The sequence below is a fragment of the Paenibacillus periandrae genome, from assembly GCF_022458865.1.
Lineage (GTDB): Bacteria > Bacillota > Bacilli > Paenibacillales > NBRC-103111 > Paenibacillus_S > Paenibacillus_S periandrae.
The window spans coordinates 338196-364334 of record NZ_JAJNMU010000007.1 but is presented as its reverse complement, the minus strand read 5'-3'; the positions used below and the strand labels follow the sequence as shown (position 1 = coordinate 364334).

Annotated in this window: 24 protein-coding genes; 18 read left to right on the top strand and 6 right to left on the bottom strand. The window is 45.1% G+C overall.

The window, feature by feature from the left end; translation table 11 throughout:
* Window positions 1–371: 371 nt before the first annotated feature.
* Window positions 372–1478: a GGDEF domain-containing protein gene (locus LRL21_RS14155; protein ID WP_240416423.1), complete on the bottom strand. Its 1107-nt coding sequence runs from the start codon at window positions 1476–1478 to the stop codon at window positions 372–374.
* Between the two features lie 156 nt (window positions 1479–1634).
* Here LRL21_RS14155 and ytxC point away from each other — a divergent pair, with 156 nt between their 5' ends.
* Together ytxC and thrS are read left to right on the top strand one after the other, a co-directional pair.
* Window positions 1635–2522 carry a putative sporulation protein YtxC gene (gene ytxC, locus LRL21_RS14150; protein ID WP_240416422.1) on the top strand — a complete coding sequence of 296 codons (888 nt, stop codon included), beginning with the start codon at window positions 1635–1637 and terminating at the stop codon, window positions 2520–2522.
* Between the two features lie 432 nt (window positions 2523–2954).
* On the top strand, window positions 2955–4895 hold the full coding sequence (gene thrS, locus LRL21_RS14145) for a threonine--tRNA ligase (protein ID WP_240416421.1): 1941 nt from the start codon (window positions 2955–2957) through the stop codon (window positions 4893–4895).
* Window positions 4896–4963: 68 nt separating this feature from the next.
* Here thrS and LRL21_RS14140 read toward each other — a convergent pair whose 3' ends face one another.
* Both LRL21_RS14140 and LRL21_RS14135 read right to left on the bottom strand, forming a co-directional pair.
* Window positions 4964–5716 (bottom strand): MBL fold metallo-hydrolase, encoded by a 753-nt coding sequence (locus LRL21_RS14140; protein WP_240416420.1) that lies wholly within the window; start codon window positions 5714–5716, stop codon window positions 4964–4966.
* A gap of 28 nt (window positions 5717–5744) precedes the next feature.
* Entirely contained in the window at window positions 5745–6404 is a 660-nt protein-coding gene (locus tag LRL21_RS14135) for an Imm50 family immunity protein (protein ID WP_240416419.1), read from the bottom strand.
* Between the two features lie 377 nt (window positions 6405–6781).
* On the opposite strand from LRL21_RS14135, the gene LRL21_RS45660 reads away from it, so the two are divergent.
* The 3 genes from LRL21_RS45660 to LRL21_RS14125 all read left to right on the top strand — a co-directional run bounded on the left by LRL21_RS45660 (window position 6782) and on the right by LRL21_RS14125 (window position 8100).
* Window positions 6782–7330, top strand: coding sequence for a 3D domain-containing protein (locus LRL21_RS45660; RefSeq protein WP_420832449.1), 549 nt, complete (start codon window positions 6782–6784; stop codon window positions 7328–7330).
* 72 nt (window positions 7331–7402) lie between these two features.
* Window positions 7403–7534 (top strand): hypothetical protein, encoded by a 132-nt coding sequence (locus LRL21_RS45655; RefSeq protein ID WP_275900726.1) that lies wholly within the window; start codon window positions 7403–7405, stop codon window positions 7532–7534.
* 224 nt (window positions 7535–7758) lie between these two features.
* Window positions 7759–8100, top strand: a complete 342-nt coding sequence (locus tag LRL21_RS14125) for a hypothetical protein (protein ID WP_240416418.1) — start codon at window positions 7759–7761, stop codon at window positions 8098–8100.
* Between the two features lie 90 nt (window positions 8101–8190).
* Here LRL21_RS14125 and LRL21_RS14120 read toward each other — a convergent pair whose 3' ends face one another.
* A complete protein-coding gene (locus LRL21_RS14120) occupies window positions 8191–9489 on the bottom strand; it encodes an ammonium transporter (protein ID WP_240416417.1) in 1299 nt (432 codons plus the stop codon).
* Window positions 9490–9713: 224 nt separating this feature from the next.
* Between LRL21_RS14120 and LRL21_RS14115 the strand changes: the two genes are divergently transcribed.
* From LRL21_RS14115 to serC, 11 genes are all read left to right on the top strand, one after another.
* Window positions 9714–10130 carry a YugN family protein gene (locus LRL21_RS14115; RefSeq protein ID WP_240416416.1) on the top strand — a complete coding sequence of 139 codons (417 nt, stop codon included), beginning with the start codon at window positions 9714–9716 and terminating at the stop codon, window positions 10128–10130.
* A 243-nt stretch (window positions 10131–10373) separates the two neighbouring features.
* Complete coding sequence (locus LRL21_RS14110; protein ID WP_240416415.1) at window positions 10374–11945, top strand: S1C family serine protease; 1572 nt, start codon at window positions 10374–10376, stop codon at window positions 11943–11945.
* A gap of 144 nt (window positions 11946–12089) precedes the next feature.
* Window positions 12090–12782 carry a response regulator transcription factor gene (locus LRL21_RS14105; RefSeq protein ID WP_076234602.1) on the top strand — a complete coding sequence of 231 codons (693 nt, stop codon included), beginning with the start codon at window positions 12090–12092 and terminating at the stop codon, window positions 12780–12782.
* Between the two features lies 1 nt (window position 12783).
* Window positions 12784–14310 carry a sensor histidine kinase gene (locus LRL21_RS14100; protein ID WP_240416414.1) on the top strand — a complete coding sequence of 509 codons (1527 nt, stop codon included), beginning with the start codon at window positions 12784–12786 and terminating at the stop codon, window positions 14308–14310.
* A 23-nt stretch (window positions 14311–14333) separates the two neighbouring features.
* Window positions 14334–15296 carry a 4-hydroxy-3-methylbut-2-enyl diphosphate reductase gene (locus LRL21_RS14095; protein ID WP_240416413.1) on the top strand — a complete coding sequence of 321 codons (963 nt, stop codon included), beginning with the start codon at window positions 14334–14336 and terminating at the stop codon, window positions 15294–15296.
* Window positions 15297–15309: 13 nt separating this feature from the next.
* Window positions 15310–15840: a DUF2062 domain-containing protein gene (locus tag LRL21_RS14090; protein ID WP_240416412.1), complete on the top strand. Its 531-nt coding sequence runs from the start codon at window positions 15310–15312 to the stop codon at window positions 15838–15840.
* A gap of 179 nt (window positions 15841–16019) precedes the next feature.
* On the top strand, window positions 16020–17063 hold the full coding sequence (gene aroF / locus LRL21_RS14085) for a 3-deoxy-7-phosphoheptulonate synthase (RefSeq protein WP_240416411.1): 1044 nt from the start codon (window positions 16020–16022) through the stop codon (window positions 17061–17063).
* 251 nt (window positions 17064–17314) lie between these two features.
* Window positions 17315–18739: a type I glutamate--ammonia ligase gene (glnA, locus tag LRL21_RS14080; RefSeq protein WP_240416410.1), complete on the top strand. Its 1425-nt coding sequence runs from the start codon at window positions 17315–17317 to the stop codon at window positions 18737–18739.
* Between the two features lie 235 nt (window positions 18740–18974).
* Entirely contained in the window at window positions 18975–20291 is a 1317-nt protein-coding gene (locus LRL21_RS14075) for a DUF1800 domain-containing protein (protein ID WP_240416409.1), read from the top strand.
* Window positions 20292–20307: 16 nt separating this feature from the next.
* The gene (locus tag LRL21_RS14070) at window positions 20308–21549 is read left to right on the top strand and encodes a DUF1501 domain-containing protein (protein WP_240416408.1); all 1242 of its coding nucleotides are present in this window, start codon (window positions 20308–20310) and stop codon (window positions 21547–21549) included.
* A 232-nt stretch (window positions 21550–21781) separates the two neighbouring features.
* The gene (serC, locus tag LRL21_RS14065; RefSeq protein ID WP_240416407.1) at window positions 21782–22870 is read left to right on the top strand and encodes a 3-phosphoserine/phosphohydroxythreonine transaminase; all 1089 of its coding nucleotides are present in this window, start codon (window positions 21782–21784) and stop codon (window positions 22868–22870) included.
* Window positions 22871–22993: 123 nt separating this feature from the next.
* Here serC and LRL21_RS14060 read toward each other — a convergent pair whose 3' ends face one another.
* Window positions 22994–23707, bottom strand: a complete 714-nt coding sequence (locus LRL21_RS14060) for a response regulator transcription factor (RefSeq protein ID WP_240416406.1) — start codon at window positions 23705–23707, stop codon at window positions 22994–22996.
* A 145-nt stretch (window positions 23708–23852) separates the two neighbouring features.
* Here LRL21_RS14060 and trmL point away from each other — a divergent pair, with 145 nt between their 5' ends.
* Window positions 23853–24317 carry a tRNA (uridine(34)/cytosine(34)/5-carboxymethylaminomethyluridine(34)-2'-O)-methyltransferase TrmL gene (gene trmL / locus LRL21_RS14055; RefSeq protein ID WP_240416405.1) on the top strand — a complete coding sequence of 155 codons (465 nt, stop codon included), beginning with the start codon at window positions 23853–23855 and terminating at the stop codon, window positions 24315–24317.
* 132 nt (window positions 24318–24449) lie between these two features.
* Window positions 24450–24704 (top strand): AbrB/MazE/SpoVT family DNA-binding domain-containing protein, encoded by a 255-nt coding sequence (locus LRL21_RS14050; protein WP_240416404.1) that lies wholly within the window; start codon window positions 24450–24452, stop codon window positions 24702–24704.
* A 337-nt stretch (window positions 24705–25041) separates the two neighbouring features.
* Here the strand turns inward: LRL21_RS14050 and LRL21_RS14045 are convergent, their stop codons facing one another.
* Window positions 25042–26112, bottom strand: a complete 1071-nt coding sequence (locus LRL21_RS14045; RefSeq protein WP_240416403.1) for a phosphodiester glycosidase family protein — start codon at window positions 26110–26112, stop codon at window positions 25042–25044.
* Window positions 26113–26139: the final 27 nt, after the last annotated feature.

The window sequence follows — 26139 nt, the reverse complement described above, 5'->3', positions numbered from 1 at the left end:
AATACTTGTTAAACCTGGGTTTTGTTAATTAAAGTTATTTAAATTTATGTCAAATTGCAGGGATATCACTTATTGTGTAGAATCTTGTAAAAAATAGCATACATATATTGTAGACAGGATTCATGGTTGCTATTACAGGGTTTAAGCCAAGGAGACAAGATAAAAATGATTGTTCTGTATTTCATTTTTGCACTTATCTCATTCTACATATGTTATCGTTGCTACGAGACTATGCAAGTCGCGTTATTTTTATTTGGCTTTTATTCATGTGTGGCATGGCTGGTTGCTGTTACTAATGAGGTCGTTCAGTATTATAGATGATACAAGCAGGGCCTGTGATGAACAAAAAGGAAGGCAACGATCTCCAGCAATTACTGGACCGTTGCCTTTTTGTGACCTGTACAAATAATAGTTTGATTGCGACCGCTTCTTTTGGCTTCGTACAGAGCTTCGTCAGTGCCCTTGAACAGCATTTCTTTCGTAATCCCTTTTTGAAAATCGTAGACGCCGATACTAATCGTTACAGCTTGTCCATTCAGCTCTTCATGGGGCTGCGCGGCAATTTGTTTACGAATGTTCTCTAAGTTTAGAGTAGCCTCCTGCAAATCCATATCGGTAAAAATAATAGCGAATTCCTCCCCACCATAGCGGGCAGGGAAATCGTTCAGGGAAACCATCGTTTTTATGGTCAATGCTACCTTTTTTAACACAGCATCTCCTGCGCGGTGGCCATATGTATCATTTACTTTTTTAAAATGGTCTATGTCCAACAATGCGAGCTGAAAGGAAAAGTTATACCGTTCACCCTGCTCGATCAGTTTATCCAGATATTCATGAAACGACATATGATTATACAGATCAGTCAGTGCATCGGTTTTGGCCAGCTTGTCCATAATCACGTTACGAACTAGCAGGTCTTGGCCTGATTCCAACGATGATTGAAGATGCTTCAGCAGCTCCTTACCGCGGCTCATAATTCCAAGTGCTACTGCTAATCCTCCCAACAGTACTCCTGTAACCGCGATTATATCCGAGATGATCCATGTGGTTTGTTTATCCAATATGGCATATAGCCCATAAAAGCATGACAGACTGAGCAAATAAGAAAACACCACTTTGCTGGTTTGGAAATAAAAGATCGATACGAGAATGGGAAGAAACAAAGTAGTCAATAAGGTGTTGACGTGGGGAAAGGAGTAGATCAGTCCGCTGGAAATAAAGGCAGCTCCGATTATAACAATGTAGTCCTTGCCTCTCTTGGTCCATTTGTGAACGGCCTCAATGACTAGCAAGCCAAGGCATAGCCATAAAGTATTCAGGGTTATAATGGGGACGATAGCGAGGGAGGTGGTAAACCAGGCAATGATATCGTATACACACGTTGAGAAGATAGCTAAGGCGATAATTAGCCAAAATCCAGTTAATAATTTTCGATTCCATCGTGGTAGATCAATTAATTGGAATAAATCAAAACCCATGATTTCCAGTCACTCCATTAATTACACTTTTCTGATTTCTTAACTATACCATGGGAAATTGTTGTTTGTATATATGCCTGCGAGGGACCATATACTTTAACATGAGAAGTGTGAAAGAAAGGAGTGGATGAGATGAAGCTATTCGCCTTTACTCTTATGAAAACCCCCGATTCATCCATAAATCAGATACAAAATCGGTTAGCGGCGGCTTTGAGAAAAACATACAAGGAGGATGCTTCGGTTAAGCTTTCGAGCTATCGTGAGTATACCGTGATCGAAGCAGTTGGGAACAGAACCCGTTTTTCCACAAAACACCAAATAGACGCGTTGTATCAATTGGCTGCTGAGACAGTAGCGGATTGGGTCGTTCAGGATGAGGAAGAACAACGGATTCGACAGCTTATTATCGATGAATTTCATTTCGGAAAAGTAGAAGATATCAAGGATATTTTGAGTTATCTCAAGCCGGAGTTAAGTGAAGATAATCCAGAGCAGCAGGAAATGCGGACACGTCGTAAGCATAAGGTGAGTCAGCAGTTATTTGTTGTACTGAAGGATTGCAAAGATTTGAATCTTGATGGATTTATGCGTTTCCGCTTCAATGATTACATGCAGGAGTTACGTGAAATTGTGGAATACGCCGTAGATGAGTTTTTGATGGATCGGCAGTACAAGGAGTTTATTTCACTGCTGCAATATTTTGTATACATCCAGGAAGCAAAAATTCCATTTGCACACCTGATACATAAAGGCGGCAATGAATTTGAACTGCTTAACGACCACATGGAAGCTATAGATACCAGTGAAACAAATGCTACCTTGACGATGGAGCTTCTGGAAAAAGATGTTAATTTCGAAGATTTGATCGTAAGTACGCTCATATCCGTATCGCCGCAATTGATATACATCCATACCCGAGAACCGGACCTGCAAATTATTCAAACGATTTCGCAGATTTTTGAAAATCGTGTTGAACTGTGCGAATATTGCGGATTATGTCATAATCTTGACCGTTTTGCGGTATCGGATTATAATAAGAGCTAAGACTAGAATCAAAGACAACGATGATTGCCGTGCTGTACAGAGATAGGAGACATTGGCTGCAAGCTCCTTCGGTTAACGACATTCATTTACCCCTTTGTAGTTGCGATATGGAACACGGATTGAATGAATTGATTATGGACGATCCGTAAGTAAATATGGCCGGCTCATTCCCGTTATTGGATGCTTATGAGGATTCGTTCAGATGGGGTTATGCCTATGGACGAATTGAACTAGGGTGGAACCACGTGACCAAGCGCTCTCGTCCCTTACGGGATATGATGCGCTTTTTTTGTTGTCTAAAAAGGTAGATGCTTACGAAGTAAGTTTTCTACGAAAACAGGGGTAGATGCTTACGAAGTAAGTTTTCTACGAAAACTGGGGTAGATGCTTACGAAGTAAGTTTTCTACGAAAACTTTTAGGAGGTCAAATCAATGGCGGTTAAGGTTACATTTCCTGACGGAGCGGTTAGGGAGTATGAGCAAGGGACTACGATAGAAGAGGTAGCCGGCTCGATCAGCTCAGGTTTGAAGAAAAATGCAGTGATTGGCAAAATTGATGGCAAATCAGTTGACTTGAACACACCTATCACGCAGGATGCTGCATTGGAAATTATCGTATTGGACAGCGAGAGCGGACTTGAAGTGTATCGTCATAGTACAGCGCATCTGATGGCGCAGGCGATCAAACGTATTTATGGTGAAAAGGCTGTAAAACTCGGTATCGGTCCTGTAATTGAGGATGGTTTTTATTATGATATCGATTTGGAAACGCCGCTTACACCAGAGGATCTGACTAAGATCGAGAAGGAAATGGAAAAGGTAGCTCAGGAGAACTTCCCGATTCGTCGTCGCGAGGTCAGTCGTGAGGAAGCCATTCGTATATTTACTGAAATGGAAGATCCTTTAAAGCTGGAACTGATTCGTGATTTGCCTGAGGATTCTGTGCTGACCATTTATGATCAAGGCGAGTTTTTTGACTTGTGCCGCGGCCCGCATTTGCCTTCAACCGGTCGTATTAAAGCGTTCAAGCTGCTTAGCGTTGCAGGAGCTTACTGGCGTGGTGATGCAAAGAATAAAATGCTTCAACGTATTTACGGAACAGCCTTTTTAAAAAAATCCGATCTGGATGAGCATTTACATCTGCTGGAGGAAGCCAAGAAACGCGACCACCGTAAGCTGGGTAAAGAGCTGAAAATGTTCACCTTCTCCCGTGAGGTTGGACAAGGCCTGCCATTATGGCTGCCGCAAGGAGCCAAGCTGCGTCGCACTATGGAGCGTTATATCGTCGATCTGGAAGAGCGTCTTGGCTACCAGCACGTATACACGCCTGTACTAGCCAATGTAGAGCTGTACAAAACCTCTGGACACTGGGAGCATTACCAGGAAGACATGTTCCCCAAAATGATTATGGACAATGAAGAGCTGGTGCTTCGTCCGATGAACTGTCCGCATCATATGATGATCTATAAGAGCGATATGCGCAGCTACCGCGATCTGCCGGTTCGTGTGGCCGAGCTTGGGATGATGCATCGTTATGAAATGTCAGGGGCTCTGACAGGCTTGCACCGTGTGCGTGCAATGAATTTGAATGATGCTCACATTTTCTGTCGTCCCGACCAGATCAAGGAAGAGTTCAGCCGGGTTATTACTTTGATCCGTCAGGTTTATGAGGATTTTGGTATCAAGGAATACCGTTTCCGGTTGTCCTACCGTGATCCTAAAGACACCGAAAAATACTTTAACGATGATGCCATGTGGGAAATGTCTCAGCGTATGCTCAAAGAGGTTGTTGAGGAGTTGAATATTCCTTACTTTGAAGCAGAAGGCGAAGCGGCTTTCTACGGACCGAAGGTGGATGTGCAGATCAAGACTGCATTGAAAAAAGAGGAGACTCTCGGTACTGTTCAACTCGACTTCCTGCTGCCTGAGCGCTTCCAGCTTGAATATGTGGGTGAGGACGGTCAAAAGCATCGTCCGGTCGTTATCCACCGTGGCGTAATTTCCACTATGGAGCGGATGACTGCGTTCCTGCTTGAGAACTTTGCCGGTGCACTGCCGACTTGGCTTTCTCCGGTTCAGGCTAAGGTTATTCCGGTTTCAACTGCATTTGAAGATTATGCCAAGAAAGTCGAAGAAAAGCTTCAGCTGGCTGGTGTTCGCGTTGAATCCGATTTGCGTAATGAAAAGCTGGGTTATAAAATCCGCGAGGCGCAGCTGGAGAAGATCCCTTATATGCTCGTTGTAGGGGAAAATGAAATGAACAGCTCCAGTGTATCTGTCCGTAAACGCGGTGAAGGTGACCTGGGTGTTCAGAGCTTGGATAGTGTAGTAGCGATGATCGAAGAAGCTATTCGCAGCAAGGTTATTGATTAATAAAGCTAAACGGACCAATCCTTCAGGGAGCTGGTCCGTTTTGTGTTTCTGTTGGCGCTTGTATATGCTTAGTCGTTTGCCAATTGCTTTATTCGCTGATTAATATCGCTTCCTTGGTACAGCCCTCCGTGGTAGCAAATAACATTCTCTATATCAAATGATTCCAGCTTCTTCAGCGATTGTATGGCTAATTCGTAATCGAGCGCATGCTCGGGAGTCGGACCCTGTAATTGTCCATCCATAACGACCAGCGCATCGGCTGCGATTAAGGTTTTGCTCGTTTTGTGATACAGGCTGATATGTCCGGGGGTGTGGCCGGGAGTATCGATAACGATAATACCTCCACAGTCAGGCAGCTCCTGTTCATTTTGAATAATGGTATCGACCTGAGCTTTTGGTGGATTTTCAAGAGCTGATCTGAATGCTTTGCGCCATTCCTCGGGAACCTCGGCTGGTAAGGATGCGACAGCAAGCTCGATAGCTTCTGGTGTAATTTTTAATAATTGTTTTTCGCCTTGGATGTACGGCTGTTCCAGCTTGTTGGCGGAGACTGTAATGGTTTGGGGGCTGTCTGCTAATATATGGGCCAAGCTTCCGATATGATCCAGGTCCTGATGCGTAATAATAATATGATTGAGCCGATCCCAGGACACATCCTCTTGCTCTAGAGCTTCACGAAATTTGGGAAGCTGTCCCGGATAACCTGTATCTACCAATATGGCTGACTGATGGTCCCATAAAAGTGTGGGATAAATGGTGTCGAGCTTCCCCATTACTACTGCTGAAATTTCGAGCATCGCTATTCCTGCTGCTATTTTCATAGTATCCCTCCAATCATATAATGAAGAACTATGTGTCTTGTAATTGGACAGCAATTTTGTGGCATAGAAATGATGCTGCAAACCCGGACACGGCATCCAGCTGGACGCGAATACATTCGCCTTCGTACTTGAAACTCAGCTGCAAACAAATGTTGCATTCCTCGGCGGGGGTTACGTTCTCCTGCTGGATGTCTGCAAAATAAAAATCAATATGCTGTTCCAGCCCGCCTGTGGATGTATGCCTGATCGTCACGGACAGATTCATCGGTATGTTACTCCGCTCCTCGGCATCCATACATACCTTCGTAATTTCATCGTAATGAAACGGGGGGAATAAGCCCAACCTGTCGATAACATTCTGAGCTCCTTTGATGGACATGAGCGGTGAGAAAGTGCGTTCGATCCGACGTGCGTTCCATAGACGGGACTCATATTGGGGGCTCGTATACAGCAGGATGGATTCAGGACTGCACTCTACTGCCGTTCCGATAAAAGCTGCCCAGGTAGGTGTATCCCATTCACCAACGGAAACCAAAATTTGATCTTGAGTACGTAGATTTGGCAGCACCGTGTTAAAATGTAGTCGGAAGCCCTGTGCCTGTACCTGCCAATCGCTGTTTGGGGCAAAACAGATTTCTTCCCGTTCCACAGATCGAACAGTAACGTCCCACACCCATTCATTGCTCATCCGTTCACCTCCAGGTTATGTCGCGAAGACAATGAACTCTATGTATCATAATAGTGAATCGAAAAAGAGTAGTCAATAATAAAATAATAAATTATACCACAAAAATAAATTTTTGTCAATGGTCATAATTGCTTATTTGTGATTGAAATACAAGCTGAATAAGGTGTGTTTGCAGTCAATTTGGCGGAATGGTATAATTTTTTTCCATTTTGGAGAACCTCCTGTAGTAAGGGGTGGTATATCCAAGTATGTTACCTAAAGCGGTAAATCATGCAAAATGGATCTGCGTAGCAACTATTATGATGCTACTAATCATGATTTTTGAGAAGGAAGAACAACTGACAGTTTCAAGTTGGAGTATTATGGAGTCTGCTGTCATGCAACAATCGCATTCGGAGCCTGCCAGTGCTGCAGCTGTGGAGGTAAAAGATTCGGGGCCTGTGAAGGCGAAGCCGGAATCGGCCGAGCTTCAAACGTCTGAGGTTAAATACTCACGCACGAACAATTATAGCAAATTACCTAATTTGAATCAGGATTTGTCCAAATACACAGCGACAGAGGTAGTTGCTACAGGCTATTTTGCAGGAAAGGAATCGACCGGGAAAAATCCGGGACATCCCGAATACGGGGTGACGTTCTCTGGCCTAAAGGTGCAGCGCAACAAAAATTCACTTTCAACCATCGCGGCCGATCCAACCGTATTTCCGATAGGTTCTGTGCTCTACATACCTGGTTACGGATATGGAGTTGTTGCAGATACAGGAAGTGCGATCAAGGGAAACCGGATTGATCTTTATTTTGAAACAAAGGATCAGGTTTATAAAGAATGGGGTAAAAAAACGCTGCACGTTTTTGTCGTGAAAAAAGGTGAGGGCAAAATAACGACAGTGATGTGGAATCAATTAGAGGACGAATTATTGCTATGAGTTACCAAAAACAGCATAACATAAAAAATTACCTCGCTACCCATACTATGTTTGTACGGGAGGTGATCATCCATGGCAAAAAACAAAAATAAGAAGCAACAAAATGATACCGAGTTTTCCCAGGAAATTGTAGCCAAAAACGTCAATAGTGCAGCTGCGAGCGAAGCCACTAATACGAAGCCAAATATGAATAGTAGTAAGTAAAGCTTACAGGTATTGAGGAATAACAAGGAGTCGGCAGGGAAAGCTTGCCGGCTTTTTTTTGCGTTTGTAGATGATAAGGACTATTTTTCAAGGGTAGATTTCAAAAAAAGAGGTTTTCAAAGCTGAAAATTTAGTGTAAAATAACAATATTGTAATGAAAGTTCACATGGAAAGATAGGTGATGTTCCATGATTAATGCTATATTAACAGGGAGTTCGATTCCAGTGATTCAACGAAAAGCAGCCGAGGTATATCCCTTTCTAGAGTCATATATCGCTCGTAAGGAAACTCAAATCGCCGAGATAGAACAAATTATTGATCGATACGAGAAAAAAAGGTTAATGGAAGAACGGAGCTATCAGTCCATGTCATCTTTACGCCGGATGTTTACAGGAAAAAAGCCTGATCATCATGCGGCGGTAGAGTATATCCATTACGTAAAAAGGCCGATGGCTCAGATCCGACAGCTGCGTGTAGAGTTGGAACAAGCTAAAGCAATTATGACAAGCAGTAATCCGGGAGACCTGATTGCGATCAGTTATGATCTGGACAAGGAATTGCAATAGTTTGATATACTTGCAATCATATCGTTTGTTATAGGTAAGGGGTTTCCCGAAGTAACTTGGGAAAACCCCTTTTTATGATGATAGATTCTGCTATCCGCGGCTGTTTTTTAGCTTGGTTAGCTCGATAAAGTCGTCATCCTGGCTGTAGGCAGGAACACCGTGAATACCAACATCCAGACCAACTAGCTCTTCATCGCGGCTGACACGCACCGGAACGATTTTTTTGATCAATTTGAAAGCAAACCAGGTGAGGCCGAAGCCCCATACGGAAACCGTAATAAGGCCGAGAGTCTGAACCCCGAGCAGGCTCCATCCGCCTCCGTACAATAAACCGCTGTAGCCTTGTCCGTACCCTGCTGTAAGCTCAGGCTTGGCAAACAGGCCGATTGCCAGTGTTCCAATGCTGCCGCTGACTCCATGGACGGCAAAAGCGCCGACAGGATCATCGATTCGCTTGGACTCCAGAAATTCGGTTGCGAATACCATGGCAATGCCGCATACAGCACCAATCAGAATCGCGACGATGTCGCTGACGAACGCGCAGCCAGCCGTGATTCCAACTAGGCCTGCTAACGAACCGTTAATGACCATAGGTGGATCTGCTTTGCGATAGCGGAACATGGTGAACAGGATGCAGGTTGCGCCGCCGGCAGCAGCTGATAACATGGTTGTTACGGCGATGTGGCCAATTGTCGCATTTGTCGCGCTTAGTGTACTTCCTGAGTTGAAGCCAAACCAACCAAACCAAAGAATAAACGCGCCTACTGAAGCTAACGGTAAGTTGGAGGGTGGAACAATATTGGGAGTTCCATTATCGGCAAATTTGCCAATACGTGGTCCTATGAACAACGCCGCAGCTAAAGCTGCGAAGCCGCCGAGCGCATGTATGACGGCCGAGCCGGCAAAATCGATCATTCCGAGCTTTCCGAGCCATCCACCTGTGCTCCATACCCAGTGTCCGGCGATTGGATAAATCAGTCCTGTCATTGCAATCGTATATAAAATATAAGCGTGGAAGTTGATACGTTCCGCAACGGCTCCAGATACAATAGAAATAACTGCAATAACAAAAGCACATTGGAATAACCAAAATGTATCATGTGAGATTGTGAGATCGATGTGTGAAAGATCACCGCCGAGCAGAAAGCCGCTAGTTCCAATAAGTCCGGATATATCCTTGCCATGCATGAAAGCGAAGCCAATAAGGAAAAATACAAGAGCGCCAAAAGCGATATCGACAAATACCTTCATAATGATGCTGACTGCATTTTTTTGTCTAACGAAACCGGCTTCCAGCAAGGCAAAACCGCCTTCCATCAGCAAAATCATCGCGGCCGTAAGAACAACCCAAATGGTGTCCAATCCACTGGCCAATGTGGATAAATCCATATCCTTCATCTCCTTATTACGCACATTGTAACCGTTCATCGCCCATAATTATACGTTTCTAATGATAGTTATGTCAACGGATTACGTAAGATAAAATGACATGTATAGTCGTTTGTTCGACTATGCATGAGGGCTGCAACGCGTACATATTTTGTCGGATTACTGTGCACGCTAACGTAAAATGTGTCTGGACTATAATTACGACTACTATTAGGAGTGAGCAGATGATACCGATAAAATCCGTTCTGACCAATTATGAGGAGCCCTTTGATGAAGTGAGCCGACAATTGCATCAATTCGAGTTCACGCTTGGTGGAAACTGGGATTATGATCATGGTTATTTTGACCGTTATTTGGATGAATCGCATCAAGTATGGCTTCGCATTCCTTTTGAAGTCACTCACGGAACTCTGGATGGTGACACAGGCGCTACAGATGCAATCATTTGCATGGGAACGCCTTTCGTGTTGAAGCATATCTATAATGATGGTTTGGATAAGGAAGCGCATTTGAATGTATCCGGTGCGCTGATTGATCAATTTCAGGAGCCGATTGATAAGGATGCTCCCGTTGAGGACAAATGGGTAGCGGCAGCCAAGGATATGCTGGATAAGGTGGAACGAGTATGGAAAGTACATTAGCCATAATCAAACCTTTAAAGCTTTTTGAGATCCTAATAGTAGACTTTAAGAGTGCTTGCAATCATTGGAAATGACGATTGTCTGTGCCTCCTGTCCGAAATCACGGATCAGGAGTTTTTTTTGCGATTTCATTTAGGCTCTTTTTATTTTTCCTTAAGGTTTCTTTAAGGTTACGGGTCCAATATAAGAGCAAGAGCAGCAAACTTATAACAATCTTAGAACCTTACCAAGGAGGGTTTTACAATGGAAGATAACAACAATAACAATGAATTTTTGCGCCGCCCCAGTGGCGAGTCCACGAATGCTTCATCCAATGATGCAGCTGAAGCGGACCAAGCAGGTTCTAACCAAATAAAGCAAGACCGTCCATCCCACTACTATTCTTACGGGCCTTATAAATCGACTATGGGACATGACGAAATAGCAGCTTCAGATACAACGGCCAATTCGAACCAAGGAACGACACCGGTCGAAGTCACGCCACCGCGTCCGGTTCGTCCTTTTTCCTACAATGGCTTCGAACCAGGTCAGGAGCGTCCGAATAACAATTGGCAGCACGACAATAAAAAGAAAGGTTCTTCTGTGAGAGCCATCTTCTCGGCTTTTATGGCGGGTGCTGTATTGGTGGGCGGATTAATGTTCGCATCCGATAAAATGAATTGGTTTACTAGCGCTCCGAGCGCAGCAAGCAGTGCCTCAGCTCCAGTGGCCAATAAAGCAGCCGCGACTCCGACAACAGGAAATGGTGGTGTTAAGGAAGCAGCCATCGACTTGGGGAGACCTACCAACATCGCTCAGATTGCTGAGCAGTCGGGACCGGCCGTAGTTAAAATAGAGACGAAAGTCAAGGCCAAGAGCTCCCGAGGCGGCAGCTCGCTCATGGATGATCCGTTCTTCCGTCAATTTTTTGGCAATAATGGCGGGGGTTCACAATCACAGCCGAAAAGTGGTACGGACCAGCTTCAGCCTGCGGGGATGGGTACCGGATTTATTTTTGAAAAATCAGGCTACATCTTAACCAATGAGCACGTTATCGACGGTGCCGATGAAATCTGGGTAACAGTTGAAGGCTACGAAAAGCCGTTTAAGGCGACGCTGTTAGGCAATAGCTACGATCTGGATTTGGCAGCTCTGAAAATCGAAGGCACCAAAGATTTTGCATCGCTGACACTGGGAAAAGCAGAAAATACCGCAGTAGGTGATTGGGTAGTTGCCATTGGTAATCCATATGGCTTCGATCATACCGTAACGGTAGGTGTGCTCAGTGCCAAAGAACGTCCGATTTCGATTCCAGATTCACAAGGTACTCGTAACTACCAACATTTGCTGCAAACGGACGCTTCGATCAATCCGGGTAACTCAGGTGGACCTTTGTTGAATTTAAATGGTGAAGTGATCGGGATTAATACGGCTGTTAGTGCGCAAGCTCAAGGTATAGGCTTTGCCATTCCGACAAGTACGATTTCCTCTGTACTTGATAACCTGAAAAATAATGTGAAAATTCCGAAAGAGCCAGCACCTTATATTGGTGTCAAGCTGTCGGATATCGATAAAGATTGGTTGACTGAGCTGAAGCTGTCCAACAATGAAGGTGCCATTGTATCTGAAGTGGAACGCAAAAGCCCTGGTTTTGTAGCAGGTCTGAGACCTTATGATGTGATTACAGAGGTTAATGGAGCAAAGGTAAAAACTTCTCAGGAGCTGGTTAACGCCATCAAGAAGCTCAAAGTGAAGGATCAGGCTTCGCTCACAGTGATGCGTGACGGCAAAAAAGAGACAATTAATGTAACCATTGGTGACCGCAACGCGGAGTAAGTAAGGCAGTAAGGCTGTGGTAATAAGGTTAGTAATAAATAGTGGAACAAGAAGCAGAGCGGAGCATACTTGCGGGTTGCTCCGTTTCTTTTTGTATCGAGTACAATTCTGCTACAATGTTAAGCATGGGGGGGCGGATATTTGATGAGAGAAAAAATATTAATTATTGATGACGATGAAAAAATCACTTCGATGCTGAAGCGTTCACTGGCATTTGAAGGTTATACAGTGTTTACTGCTCATCATGGGATGGACGGGCTCAAACAAATATTGGAGAACGACCCGGATACCGTTATTTTGGATGTGATGATGCCCCAATTGGATGGGTGGGAAGTCGTCCGCCGTATTCGTGAGGGTGGAGCTTCGGTACCCGTTCTGATGTTAACAGCGAAGGATGAGATCGGCGACCGTGTAAAAGGATTGGATATGGGTGCTGACGATTATCTGGTCAAGCCCTTTGCATTAGAGGAGCTGCTGGCACGAGTGCGGGTTTTATTGCGCAGAAGAAGCGCGGAGAAATCCGAACAGCCAACCAACAGGCTGCAGTACCAGGATGTATTTATGGATATGGACACGCGCGAGGTGTTTCGTGGAAGCCAGCTTATAGAGCTGACCACCAAGGAATTTGATCTGCTGCACCTGTTTTTGCAAAACCCGAAGCGGGTGTTATCTCGTGATGTCATTATGGAAAAAATCTGGGGTTACGATTATAGTGGTGAATCCAACGTGCTGGAAGTGTATATTGCACTCTTACGTCAAAAAACGGAGGAGTACGGCCACAAACGGATGATTCAAACCGTTCGTGGTGCCGGGTACGTGTTGAGAGGAGAGAGCTGACGTGTCAATTCGTCTGCGCCTGACATTATGGTACTCAGGCATTTTGTCTGTTGTGTTACTTATATTTGGTTTGGGCTTGTACGGCTTGGTTTACCATTACTATTTTCAAACGGTGGAAGATGATCTTCAGGAGCAGGCTGAGAAGGTATTCTCCCGTATAGAGCCGCGGATGACAATGACGCTTCGTGGTGGAATCACTCCCGACTTTGGTCTGGCAGGGCGAGATATTATTAATAATACAGGTAAATATTACCAGGTTGCTAATTTTGAAAATGGGAACATAAGTCGCTCAGAAAATTTGAGCCAGCTTAATCTGTCCTTGCCTGAATTGACGAGCGCCAAGAAACAGCGGTTAGTGAATGAAGGTTATTTTATTGAGCACACACGAATCGAAAATCTGAATGTGTTCATCTACAACAGAGCGATTCCGCTAGTGCTGAATGGTCAGCCGCAGCTGGCAGGGGTTTTTCAAGCGGCTGTATTTTTGACGGCAGACGAGAAGCTATTTACCTTGCTCCGGAATATACTGCTCATAACCGCACTCGTAACGGTAATGCTGGCGGCTTCATTGGGATGGTACCTGGCCCGTAAAGCACTGAGACCGATCGAGCAGGTCATAGCTGCAACGAATTCGATTGAAAAAGGTACGGATTTACACAATCGCATCAATTATTATGGCCCTAACGACGAGATTGGACGTTTAACAGCTACGATTAATGGCATGCTGGGCAGATTGCAGCATACGTATTCGGAATTGGAGGAAGTGAATCATACACAGCGACGTTTTGTATCCGATGCTTCACATGAGCTGCGGACGCCATTAACAACAATTCGCGGCAATGTTGATTTGTTGGAAAAAATGTGGAAGCGGATGGCAGATAGCGGGATGCAGCAGGACTCGGAACAGATCGAGATGTCTTTGGAGGCCATGCGTGATATAGCGAGTGAGGCTGCGCGAATGTCACGGCTTGTTAACGACTTGCTGTCGTTAGCCCGTGCAGACGCAGGCTTTCAAATCGCCAAAATTGAGCAGGATATTTTACCGATTGTTGAGGATGTTGTCCGTAAGGCTCAATTGCTTCCGCGGACGGTAGAATGGACGTCAGGAGACTTGAGTGCGCTGTATGGTGTTCAGGTTTATGGGAGCCGCGATTATTTGCAGCAGCTGCTGTTTATTTTTATTGAAAATGCCTTCAAATACACGGAAGTTGGATTTGTTAAGCTCGATTCCTTACGCACGGACAATCAAATCGGGATTCGGATCGAAGACAGCGGATTAGGAATGGATAAAGAGGAAGTACCTTTGATTTTTGATCGATTTTATCGTGCTGATCTGTCACGCGGCAAAACCTCAGGAACAGGGCTAGGTCTATCCATTGCCAAATGGATAATTGATGAGCACAAGGGCTCTATTGAGGTCAAGACAACACAGGGTGAGGGCAGCATCTTTATCATTTGGCTTCCTATTACAGTCTCCTCGGATTCATCTGATTTGGGCATTTCCATCCCATCGGATAATCAAGTATAATATAGGGGAAGGTGGGTGCCAATATGGATGTTATTAAAATTACTCCCCGCGGATATTGTTATGGAGTTGTAGACGCAATGGGGCTTGCAATGCAGACAGCCAAAAATTTGAATTTACCAAGACCCGTGTATATATTGGGGATGATTGTGCATAATGCACATGTCACCGAATTTTTTGATAATGAAGGTGTCATTACACTTGATGGTCCGAACAGGCTGGAGATTCTGGAAACCATTGAAAAGGGGACAGTTATTTTTACGGCACACGGGGTTTCGCCAGAGGTACGTAAACGCGCCCGTGACAAAGGATTGACAGTAGTCGATGCGACTTGTCCGGATGTAACCAAGACCCATGATTTGATTAAAGAAAAAACTGCTGAAGGTTATCATATTATTTATATCGGCAAGAAGGATCATCCGGAGCCTGAGGGGGCTTTGGGAGTTGCTCCTGATCATGTGCATCTGATCGAACGGATCGAGGAAATTGAGCATCTGGAGCTGCCAACAGATCGGATTACGATCACGAATCAAACTACAATGAGCCAATGGGATATCAAACACATTATGAATCGATTACTGGAAAAGTTCCCGACCGCCGAAATTCATAATGAGATTTGTCTGGCTACCCAGGTGCGCCAAGAGGCGGTATCTGAGCAGGCAATGGATGCCGATCTGGTTATTGTAGTGGGAGATCCGCGCAGCAACAATTCGAATCGGCTTGCACAGGTATCTGAAGAGATTGCAGGTGTCAAAGCTTATCGGATTTCCGATGTTTCCGAGCTTCAGACAGAGTGGCTAAGATCGGTTCGTCGTGTAGGTTTGACCTCAGGGGCATCCACACCGACTCCGATTACGAAGGAAGTATTAACCTTTTTGGAAAACTACGATCCACAGGATGCAGCTACCTGGGAGATTAAGCGTACTGTAAATATGAGCAAATTGATTCCATACACCAAAGAACGAGTGGTTGCCAAATCGAGGACGTAAGGGATGAAGGCATATGCAGCGAAAAATAGCTACTACGACCAAGAAGCCTTTTCAATTGCGGAATGTGAAGCGATGGTTTAAATACAAATACTTGATGCTGACACGTGCTGAAGGAGGCCCGGGCATTGTTGCCTTGGGATATTCAATTGGGTTGGCGGTTGAGATGTTTACACTTCCCACTGCAGGCCTAGCTTTCTTTCTGATATTCCCTTTGATCTATATATTCCGTGCGAGTATGGCGGCTGCTTTAATCGGGTTTGTTTTTGGCAAAATCATCTATCTCCCTATGACCTACTTTCATTTAAAGGTAGGCAACTGGCTGCTGCCTCATGGGACTCGAAGGCACTTGTGGTCATTTTTGCCGGACTGGATGGATTTCTTTGTGAAATCGAATTTAAAGCTGTTGGTTGGCGGGATTGTTGATGGTGTTATACTCGGTATTCTCTTCTATTTCCCGATCAAATGGCTGCTGATGCTTTATACGTCCAAGCGCAAGCAAAGACGTGATGAGAAAAGGGCAAGCCTTGTCAATAATAGTAACTAAGTGCAATTGAAGGGCTTCTTGATTTCGATAGATGTTTCTATTGACGAGAAGCCCCTCTCGTTGTACAATTACTTTAGCGATTAAAAGCTTTGAAGCGTATAAGCGTTGAAGCATGTCAGTGCTTGGACGTCATTAATAAAATTATTCAGGTTTATAATATATAATAGGAGTGATTAATCATGATCGTAATTATATCCAACAAAACCTCGGAAGAACGTATTCAAGAAATTGTTAAGCAAATTGAGAAAAATGATGTTCAGGCTCATGTGTCCAAAGGCGTGGATCGCACAGTGATTGGAATTATTGGCAAAGCTCATCCCAAGCTGAGCGAGCAAATTCAACAATTGTCAGGTGTTGAGCAAGTAGTAAAAATCTCGAAGTCCTACAAGCTGGCCAGCCGCGACTTTCATCCGGCAGATACCATTATCAAGATCAAGGACGTGGAAATCGGCGGTGAGCAGCTGGTTATCATGGGCGGCCCCTGTGCGGTAGAAAATGCAGAGCAAATTGATGAAATTGCCCGTTTGGTCAAAGCGGCAGGAGCTCAAGTGCTGCGTGGCGGAGCATTCAAGCCAAGAACCGGTCCGTACAGCTTCCAGGGCGTAGGTGTGGAAGGTCTGGTGATGATGGCTGAAGCCGGCAAAAAACACGGTCTGCTGACGATTACGGAAGTAATGACTCCCGAATATGTAGATGTGTGTGCTGAGCATGCGGATATTTTGCAGGTAGGTACTCGGAATATGCAAAATTTTGATTTGCTGCGCAAACTGGGGACGATCAAGACCCCTGTATTGCTCAAGCGCGGCTTTAGCTCTACCTATGACGAGTTCCTGAATGCAGCTGAATACATACTGGCTGGCGGCAATCCGAACGTCATGCTGTGTGAGCGGGGCATTCGGACCTTTGAAACTTACACACGGAATACGCTTGACCTGGCTGCGATTCCTGCTCTTCAAACGCTTAGCCATCTACCGGTTATTTCCGACCCGAGCCATGGAACAGGACGCCGCGAGCTGGTGGAGCCGATGTGCAAAGCATCCGTAGCTGCAGGGGCTAATGGATTAATCGTTGAAATGCATACCGATCCGGACAACTCGATGACAGGTGATGGGGTACAGTCTCTCTTCCCTGAGCAGTTTGCCAAGCTGATGGTTGATTTGGAGAAGCTGGCGCCTTTATGTGGCAGACGGTTCGATACCGTAAAAGAACCTTTTCAAGCTTAAGTTCATAGTCCTCTGTGACAACATTCGACTTGGTCTCCCGATTCTTGGGGGACCAAGTTTGTTTTTGTCGAAAATGTGAACAGAAGACAGGTCATGTGTAAGAATACCTTACACATGAGCAAAAATACCTGACATAAGTATTGACGATTAGCGAGGGAAAGTTTTATAATATGAAAATAAATTAATAAAAAACTTGAACAATGTTCGAACAAATGATGTGAAATGTTCGGATTTTAGGAGGTCAATAGTCAATGTCAGCTCAAAATGTATTAAACATCATCGCAGAAAAAGGCATCGAGTGGGTGGATTTTCGTTTTGTGGATCTTTCCGGTAGAGCGCATCACATTTCCTTACCAGCTTCTGAAGTAGAAGAGGAAACGTTTGTAAATGGGGTAGCATTCGACGGTTCTTCCATCCCGGGCTTTAAAGGTATTGAAGAGTCCGACATGGTTATGCTTCCTGAAACAGATTCCGTGTATGTGGACCCTTTTACCGCACATCCTACTTTGATTGTAATCTGTAACATCGTCAATCCTGATGGCACATCTTATGATCGCGATCCTCGCGGAATTGCTGTAAGAGCAGAGGAATACCTGAAAACTGCAGGCGTTGGTACTACAGCTTACTTCGCTCCTGAATCCGAATTTTTCATTTTTGATGAAGTTCGTTTCAAAAGCGGACAAAATGAATCTTCTTACTTTGTAGATTCCGAAGAAGCACACTGGAATTCCAATCGCAAAGACGAAGGCGGCAATCTTGGCTTTAAAGTGGGTCACAAAGGCGGCTATGTTCCTGTAGGTCCTACGGATACCCAACAAGATATTCGTAGCGAAATGTGCCGTTTGTTAATGGAAGCGGGACTTCGTATCGAGCGCCATCACCATGAAGTTGCAACTGCCGGACAAGGCGAAATCAACTTCCGTTTTGACACTTTAACTAAAACAGCTGATAACTTGATGAAATACAAATATATCGTGCAAAATACAGCTAGACAATATGGTAAAGTAGCAACATTCATGCCAAAACCATTGTTCGGTGATAACGGCAGCGGTATGCACGTTCACCAATCCATTTTTGATGGCGGCAATCCCCTTTTCTACGAAAAAGGCGGCTATGGCAACTTAAGCGAAATGGCTTTGAACTATATCGGCGGTATCCTGTACCATGCACCAGCTTTGATCGCTTTGACGAATCCTTCAACGAACTCGTTCAAACGTCTGGTTCCTGGCTACGAAGCACCGGTTAACCTCGTATTCTCCAAAGGTAACCGTTCCGCTGCAGTTCGTATTCCGATTGCTGCTGTTACACCTAAGGGCTGTCGTATCGAATTCCGTACACCTGACTCCACAGCTAACCCGTACCTGGCATTCTCCGCAATGCTGATGGCTGGTCTGGATGGAATCAAGAAGAAAATCGATCCTAGCGCACTGGGCTACGGTCCACTGGACAAGAATATCTACGATCTGACAGATGCTGAAAAAGGCGAGATTCGCAGCGTACCAGGTACGTTGGATGAAGCTTTGAATGCTCTTGAGGCTGACTATGAGTTCCTTGTAGAAGGCGGCGTATTCACTAAAGACTTTATCGATAACTACATCGGCCTGAAACGTGATGAAGCAAAAGCAGTATCGATTCGCATTCATCCGCATGAATATTCCTTATACTTTGATCTGTAAGATTTTGCAATGATTTGATGTGAAACCCCCGGAGCATCTCCGGGGGTTTTTGTGTTAGCTTTTCTTCCTAAATAGTCCTGATACATATGCTATTAGCCCTATTTCAGCGAATTTGCTAAATCAGAAGGAAATCTTTACCGATATTATACAACAAGAGCCGGACTCGTCACTTTTTTGTAATAAATCACCAGTATAATGAAGACTAACAAACATCAGCGGGATGGTGGTACGAAGTATGGGAGCAGCCTGGACAGAAAAAGAAGTGGTCCATCTATTAAACCGCACTGGATTTTATACGAGTAAAACAGATATAGAAGCCTGCTTGTCCCTGGGGCAGGCAGAAACCGTAAGACGGCTTGTAGCCGGGGAATCGTTGACAGGCAAGACGGTTTCACTGCAATCCATCACCGAATTAACGGCTGATGGCAAAGAAATGAAGGCGGACTCGATTGGTGATCAGCAAACCTATTGGCTGTACCGGATTTTAAATACAGAGGCGCCGCTCATCGAGAAGATGACGCTTTTCTGGCATGGGCATTTTTCTACCTCCTTTTCCAAGGTTAACGATATTCCGCTTATGCTAAGGCAAAACGAGCTGTTGCGTAATTATGCATTAGGTAACTTTCATGAGCTTGTCCTTCAGATCGGCAAAGATCCGGCGATGATGATTTATCTTGATGTGAACAGCAACCGCAAGGGGAAGCCGAATGAAAACTATGCGCGTGAAGTGATGGAGCTGTTTACGCTTGGCATTGGCCATTATACGGAGCAGGATATTAAAGAAACCGCACGCTCGCTGACTGGCTGGTCTTATGATCGTAAGGAAGGTCAAGTTAAATTTAACAAGGGTCAATATGATGCCGCCAACAAAACGGTTCTTGGCGAAACCGCTGCTTTTAATGAGACCACTGTAGTCGATGTTTTTTTCAAGCAGGAGGCATTGCCGCAGTTTATAGCCAAAAAGCTGCTGAAATGGTTTGCAACGGACGAGCCGTCACAGGAATGGGTGGAGCTGGTTGCGGGCGATGTGTCCAAGGACCAGACCATCGGAGAGGTACTGACGAAGCTGTTTATGTCAGACGCCTTTTATAATCCGGATATACAAGGGGCCCTAATCAAGACGCCGATCGAATATGTTGCCGGAATTTTGAAGGCTTTTAATATCCCATTATCGAAGGGCTTTACACAATCGGCGCGGAAGATGGGTATGGAGCTGTTTCTTCCTCCTGATGTAGCGGGGTGGAGAGGGGGAACGACCTGGCTGATGACGACCAATCTGCTCTCTCGCTTCCAATTTGCCGAATCAATAGCGAAGCGTTTGAACAACAATCTGCTGACGAGTAAGGAATATGCATTGGACCCGTTGTCCAAGCCGGAAGATTATGTACGCCAGTATGCGCAAAATGCGGGTGTATGGAATATGGGGGAGCTGTCCGCAAAGACGCTGGCCAAATATGCGAACGATACCTTTGTATATGCCAAGCAAAAGAATAACGGAATGAAAGGGCTGCTGCAGCTAATTATGATCAGTCCTGAAGCCCAAATGAAATAAGAAGGAGTGGAATCGCTTGAAGCTAACGAGAAGAGATTTTTTGATCAAAGGGACTGCGCTTCTGGCTTCGTTGGGTTTACGGGGGCCGATGATTTTTGCTGAAGATGGCTCTGCTCTGCCAAGCACTTCTATTGATGATGCGAACGTAGAATCTCCTGTGCTTGTCGTTATCCAGCTGTCCGGTGGTAATGACGGTATTAATACATTGATTCCTTATGGAATGGGCGGATATTTTGACGCTCGTCCAACATTGAAAATTACCCAGAATGAAGTGCTGGCCATCAACAATGAAGTTGGCTTCCATCCGAGTCTTATTCAGCTCAATGAGCTGTATAAAAGCGGCAAGGTGGCAGTTGTCCAGGGCGTAGGTTATCCGAACCCGGATCACTCCCATTTTCGTTCCATGGAAATATGGCAAACGGCGGAACCGGAGAAAATGATTCGGTCTGGCTGGCTGGCGCGTTATGTCGAGTCCTCACTATCCCAATCAGTCAACCCTCTAAAGGTGCTGAAAATCGGCAACAACGCCAACAAAGCCTTTATCTCAGATACGGTCAATGTGCCTGTTATTCAATCCATTGAGAGCTTTAATATATTCGATCCCAAAACACCGAAGCCGGACCAAAATCGCTTGGCAGCGGCCTTTCTCGATATGTATGACCCGTTTCGTCAAGGGACTCAGGTGAAAGTTACCTGCGAGCAGGGGAAGGATGCGTTTCAAAGTGTGGAGGCACTGCACAATTTATCGAACACGTATCTCAATAAAGTTGAATACCCCAAAACAAATATTTCCAGGGACTTACAGCTGGCTTCCAAGATGCTGGCCGGAAAATCGGGTACCCGCGTATTTTATTTGGAAATCGGCGGCTTTGACGACCACGCGAATGAAAAAGAACAACAAGCTCGGGTGCTTAAGCAGCTTGATGAAGGACTGGGTGCTTTTTATAAGGATCTCGAGGCACAAGGCTTGCAGGATCGCGTTATCACGATGGCCTTCTCTGAATTCGGGCGCAGGGTCAAGGAGAACAGCAGTGGAGGCACAGATCATGGAACCGCGGCTCCTATGTTCATTATCGGGGGTAAAGTAAAGGGCGGTCTATACGGGATACAACCAAGTCTGACGAATCTGGATAAAGGCGGTGACCTGAAGTATGAGGTTGATTTCCGTTCTGTCTATTACACGGTTGTAGACAGCTGGCTGCAAGGCGATGCCAGGTCGGTGTTAGGGAAAACGTACGAGAAGATTAATTTTATATAAGATAGCAATCGCTGTCGGATACGACAAGCCTGTCTTCTTATGGATGGGCTTTTTTATATAAGCACAGCGGTTGAAATTAATATATTGGAATGAAGCTATATGAAGTGGCAACCATATGTATCGATGCTGTGAAGATTATGCCCAGGTACTTGCTGTATAGGGATAAACTTTGCTATCATAGCGATATCATTAAAAGATACTGATCCCAAATACAAGTTGAAGGTGTGAAACCATGACGAATCGAGCTTATAATTTTAATGCGGGTCCAGCGGCGCTCCCGTTAGAAGTATTGCAGCAAGCGCAGGAGGAATTTGTAGAGTACAACGGAATTGGCATGTCATTGATGGAGATTTCCCATCGCAGTAAGGAGTATGAAGCGATTAACGCAGAAACGCAGCAGCTTTTGCTGGAGCTGCTGGGCTTGGAATCGGGCTATCAGGCTTTATTCCTCGGTGGCGGCGCGAGTACGCAATTCGCAACGATTCCATTGAACTTTCTGAAGCCTGGCAAGGTGGGCAGCTACATCATCACAGGCAGCTTTTCCGAAAAAGCTTATCAAGAAGCACAGGTTGTCGGTGAAGCGGCAATTGCCGCTTCTAATAAAGCAGGTAAATGGAGAAGCTTGCCGAAGCCATCCGATATCCAGCTCGATCCGAATTCCGCCTATTTACATATGACGACGAATAACACGATAGAAGGCTCGCAATTTTCGTACATTCCGGAGACTGGCGATATTCCTTTGATCGGTGATATGACAAGCGGGATATTGAGCCGCCCTATTGATAGCAAGAAATTTGCGATGATTTATGCCGGTGCACAGAAGAATCTCGGGCCGTCCGGAGTTACCGTTGCAGTCATTCGTGATGAGCTGCTGCAGGAAGAGCCTAAGCACATCCCTTCAATCCTGCGCTATACAACACATGCGAGCAATGGCTCTTTGTATAACACCCCTCCGGTTCATTCTATTTATATGGTGAATCTGGTTCTGAAATGGGTGAAGGCACAAGGTGGAGTTGTACAGCTGGAGAAGCAAAATGTTGCCAAAAGCAAGCTGATTTATGATGTGATTGATGCCAGCGGCGGTTATTACACCGGCAACATCGATCCGGACAGCCGTTCAATTATGAATGTGACGTTCCGGCTGCCAAGTGAAGAATTGGAGAAGAAATTCGTCAAGGAATCCCAGCAGCATAATTTTGTTGGACTAGCAGGTCATCGGAGCGTTGGTGGTATCCGTGCTTCTGCTTATAATGCCGTTCCTTACGAGGCTTGTAAAGCGCTGGCTGACTTTATGATCGATTTCCAAAAAAATAACGGTTAATTTACAAGGCAGCCCTGTTGTCTATGGCAGGGCTGTTTTTATATGAAAAAAAGCCGTGCTCCGCAAAAATCTGCAGCGCTCGGCTTACTTATTCCTTCCTGATCTACGATGATAGGATAGGATCTAGGCGAAGGATTCTTTTAATGCCGGTTCAGTCAGCTTATAGCCAACGTTACGAATGGTAACAATATATTCAGGATTACGGGCATTGCTTTCAATTTTATCACGCAAATGACTGATGTGGACATCGACGATACGGGTATCACCCAGGAAATGATAATCCCAAACACCGTGCAGCAGCTGTTGTCGGCTGAGCACTTTACCGCGGTGCTTGCAAAGGAACAGCAGGAGATCAAATTCCTTGGGAGTCAGTTCAATAAGCTCGCCTTTGATATGCACCTCGCGTTGATCCGGTTGAATCGAGATCTGTCCGATTGTGACCGGAGCGTTGTCATTGGTAGACGGCAAGGTTTGAATGCGGCGAATAATCGCTTGTATCCGCGATATCAGCTCCTGAGGTGAAAAAGGCTTGGTCATATAATCGTCGGCACCGTTATCCAGACCGGCAATTTTATCAGACAGATCCTGCATGGCAGTCAGCATAATGATCGGCACGAGATTGTTTTGACTGCGCAGCTTACGACATACTTGAATGCCATCCATTTTGGGAAGCATAAGATCAAGCACAATCAGATCAGGGCGAAAATGCTGGATGGCCGTAAATACCGCTTCGCCATCGTATACACAGTGTACTTCATATCCAACTAACTTAAGATTGAACTCTATCAACATTGAAATGGAAGGTTCGTCATCAACGACAAGAATTTTCTTCTTCATCCATCGAATCTCCTTTGTATAAACACATGATACCTTATTATCGCAGGGGACTATCATCTCCATATTAAGAATAAGTAAAATGTATGTAAAATCTGCCCGAATCCGACAAGGTGACGGCTTATAATAATCGAGGTGGCTGCTTACTATGGCATTTCATATTGTTTTGGTTGAACCGGAAATTCCTGCAAATACAGGCAACATATCGAGAACCTGCGCAGCTACTGGAGCATGGCTGCATCTGGTGCGCCCATTGGGTTTTGATACGGATGATAAGACCTTAAAACGCGCTGGTCTGGATTATTGGCATTCCGTTCATATTGAATATCATGATTCATTTCAGGAAGTTAAGGATAAATACAAGAGCGGGCGTTTCTTTTTTGCAACTACTAAAGCACAAAAGCTTTACACTGAGTTTACATTTCAGGATAACGATTTTTTTGTCTTCGGTAAGGAAACCAAAGGACTGCCGCCCGAGATGCTGGCCGAGCATCCAGAGCACCTGATCAAGCTGCCTATGACAGAGGCAGTGCGCTCGCTAAATTTGTCGAATTCCGCTGCTATTGTTTTATTTGAAGCATTAAGACAAACGGGTTTTGAAGGGCTGAGCTAACAAATCTAGTTGTTTAGCAGGATTTTGGGTTAGCATAGCGAATAATAATAAAGGACAAGATTCGACATTTTGTGGAGTGGTTCAGGGCTTGTCTATAGGTTCCATTTTTGGTGAAGGTGAGGTGAATTTATAGTGAAGCCAGCAGGTGTTGTGAGAAAAGTAGATCAATTAGGTAGAATCGTGCTTCCGAAATCGCTGCGCAAGCGATATCAAATGAACGAGGGCGATCCTGTTGAAATATTAGTAAGCGGCGACCATATTATTCTGGAAAGATTTCGACCGCGCTGCATATTTTGCAGTTCGATGGAGCAGGTGACCGAATTTAAAGGACGTCAGGTGTGTGCCGAATGTATGGGCGAAATCGTTGAAATGAGAGATAAGGAGTAGGCTTTGCATACTTCGACCCCCAAGGTTACTAATGTTAACGCGGACTTATAAATCGTTTGAAGCAAGTCAATTTATCCTGCAAACAAAGAAAGCATCACGAACTCCCGTCTGAGGGAACGTGATGCTTTTTCATTTAACTATTAACTATCATAGATGCGGGATTATCGGCGCTTAAAGGCCTTTAGTCTTGTCATCATTATAACTTGACGTGCACATAGCTACGATAAAGATTAAGAATACCAGATTAATGATCCAAAATGTTGCTGACATCGGCTGCACCCCCTATTGTCTAGTATAACCATGTACTGGGCAAAAGAAAACGGATAAAAGTGAACAATTATTTAAAAAACAAGAAATGTGTCGGCAAAGGACGCAGCTTTCCATCTGATGGCCGATTAATAACTTGTCCCTCATAGATCAGGCTGGAGGATCCGCCGCCGTCCAAATTGTAAGCATCCTTGACTCCCAGCTGTAACAGCTTGTCCTGAAGCTCTGCCAGTGTGGCGCCGGAGCCGCCGCGTTCGTCGTATCCGTCTGTGACAAGAAAAAGCAATTGATCGTTTTTGAAATTGCCGATAACGGTACGCGGCGCTCTGGCCGGCGAATTTTGCCACTGCGCGGGAATGGTTTGTTTTTTACCGTTTTGCAGCAGGACCGGTACGAAGGTAGCCCCGAAAGACGGCTTAAGCTTGTCCAGATCCTCCTGCCGCGAGAATCTGCCGCCAATCAGCTTGCGGTCGGTGTTCATACCGATGAAGGCAAGATCCTCAAAGGTCGGCTCAAAGCCATATACGTATTTTCCATTTAGCATGGTCGTGCTGAGCGGATATCTTTTTCCTGAACGATCATCCGCGAAGCCACCGGCGTTAATACCGGCTACAGCCCCGTAACGCCGTGCTGCTTCAAGTGTCGTTTCGCTGCTGCCAACCTTGTCCTTGCCGAGCACCATTTTCAAAGCTTTATCCGATTTAACATCGACCTTAAGGGCATAAGCCTTATAGTTTGGTTCATTCAAATAAAACAGCTTCATATCCAGGTTGGAGCTGATGGTCTGCTTGGCGGGCTGAGCACCCAGCTTGGTGCTGATTCGACTGTCGAATATGGCTGCCGGGCGGTTGGATACGGTATCTGCGGATTTTGCCATCGCGGCCACATCAGCGGCGCTTTGCGCATAAAGCTGATAAAAACGTTCAATAGTGGTCCGGGTTTGAACCGCTGCCGTCTTGGCAAGCTCCAGCTTCTGCTCGGACTTTAGCAGTTCATTTTGAATAGAAAATTCAGTTTTTACGTAACTTTGCAAATCGGGAAGCTCAACAGACAGGTGGCTGACCATCAGAAAACAAAATATGCCTATAAAGGGCGCAGCGGCCAAAATAAAGGTGCGGTTAATCAGCTGAATCGGGTTCAAAAGGGAACACTTCCTTATGTGCATTCG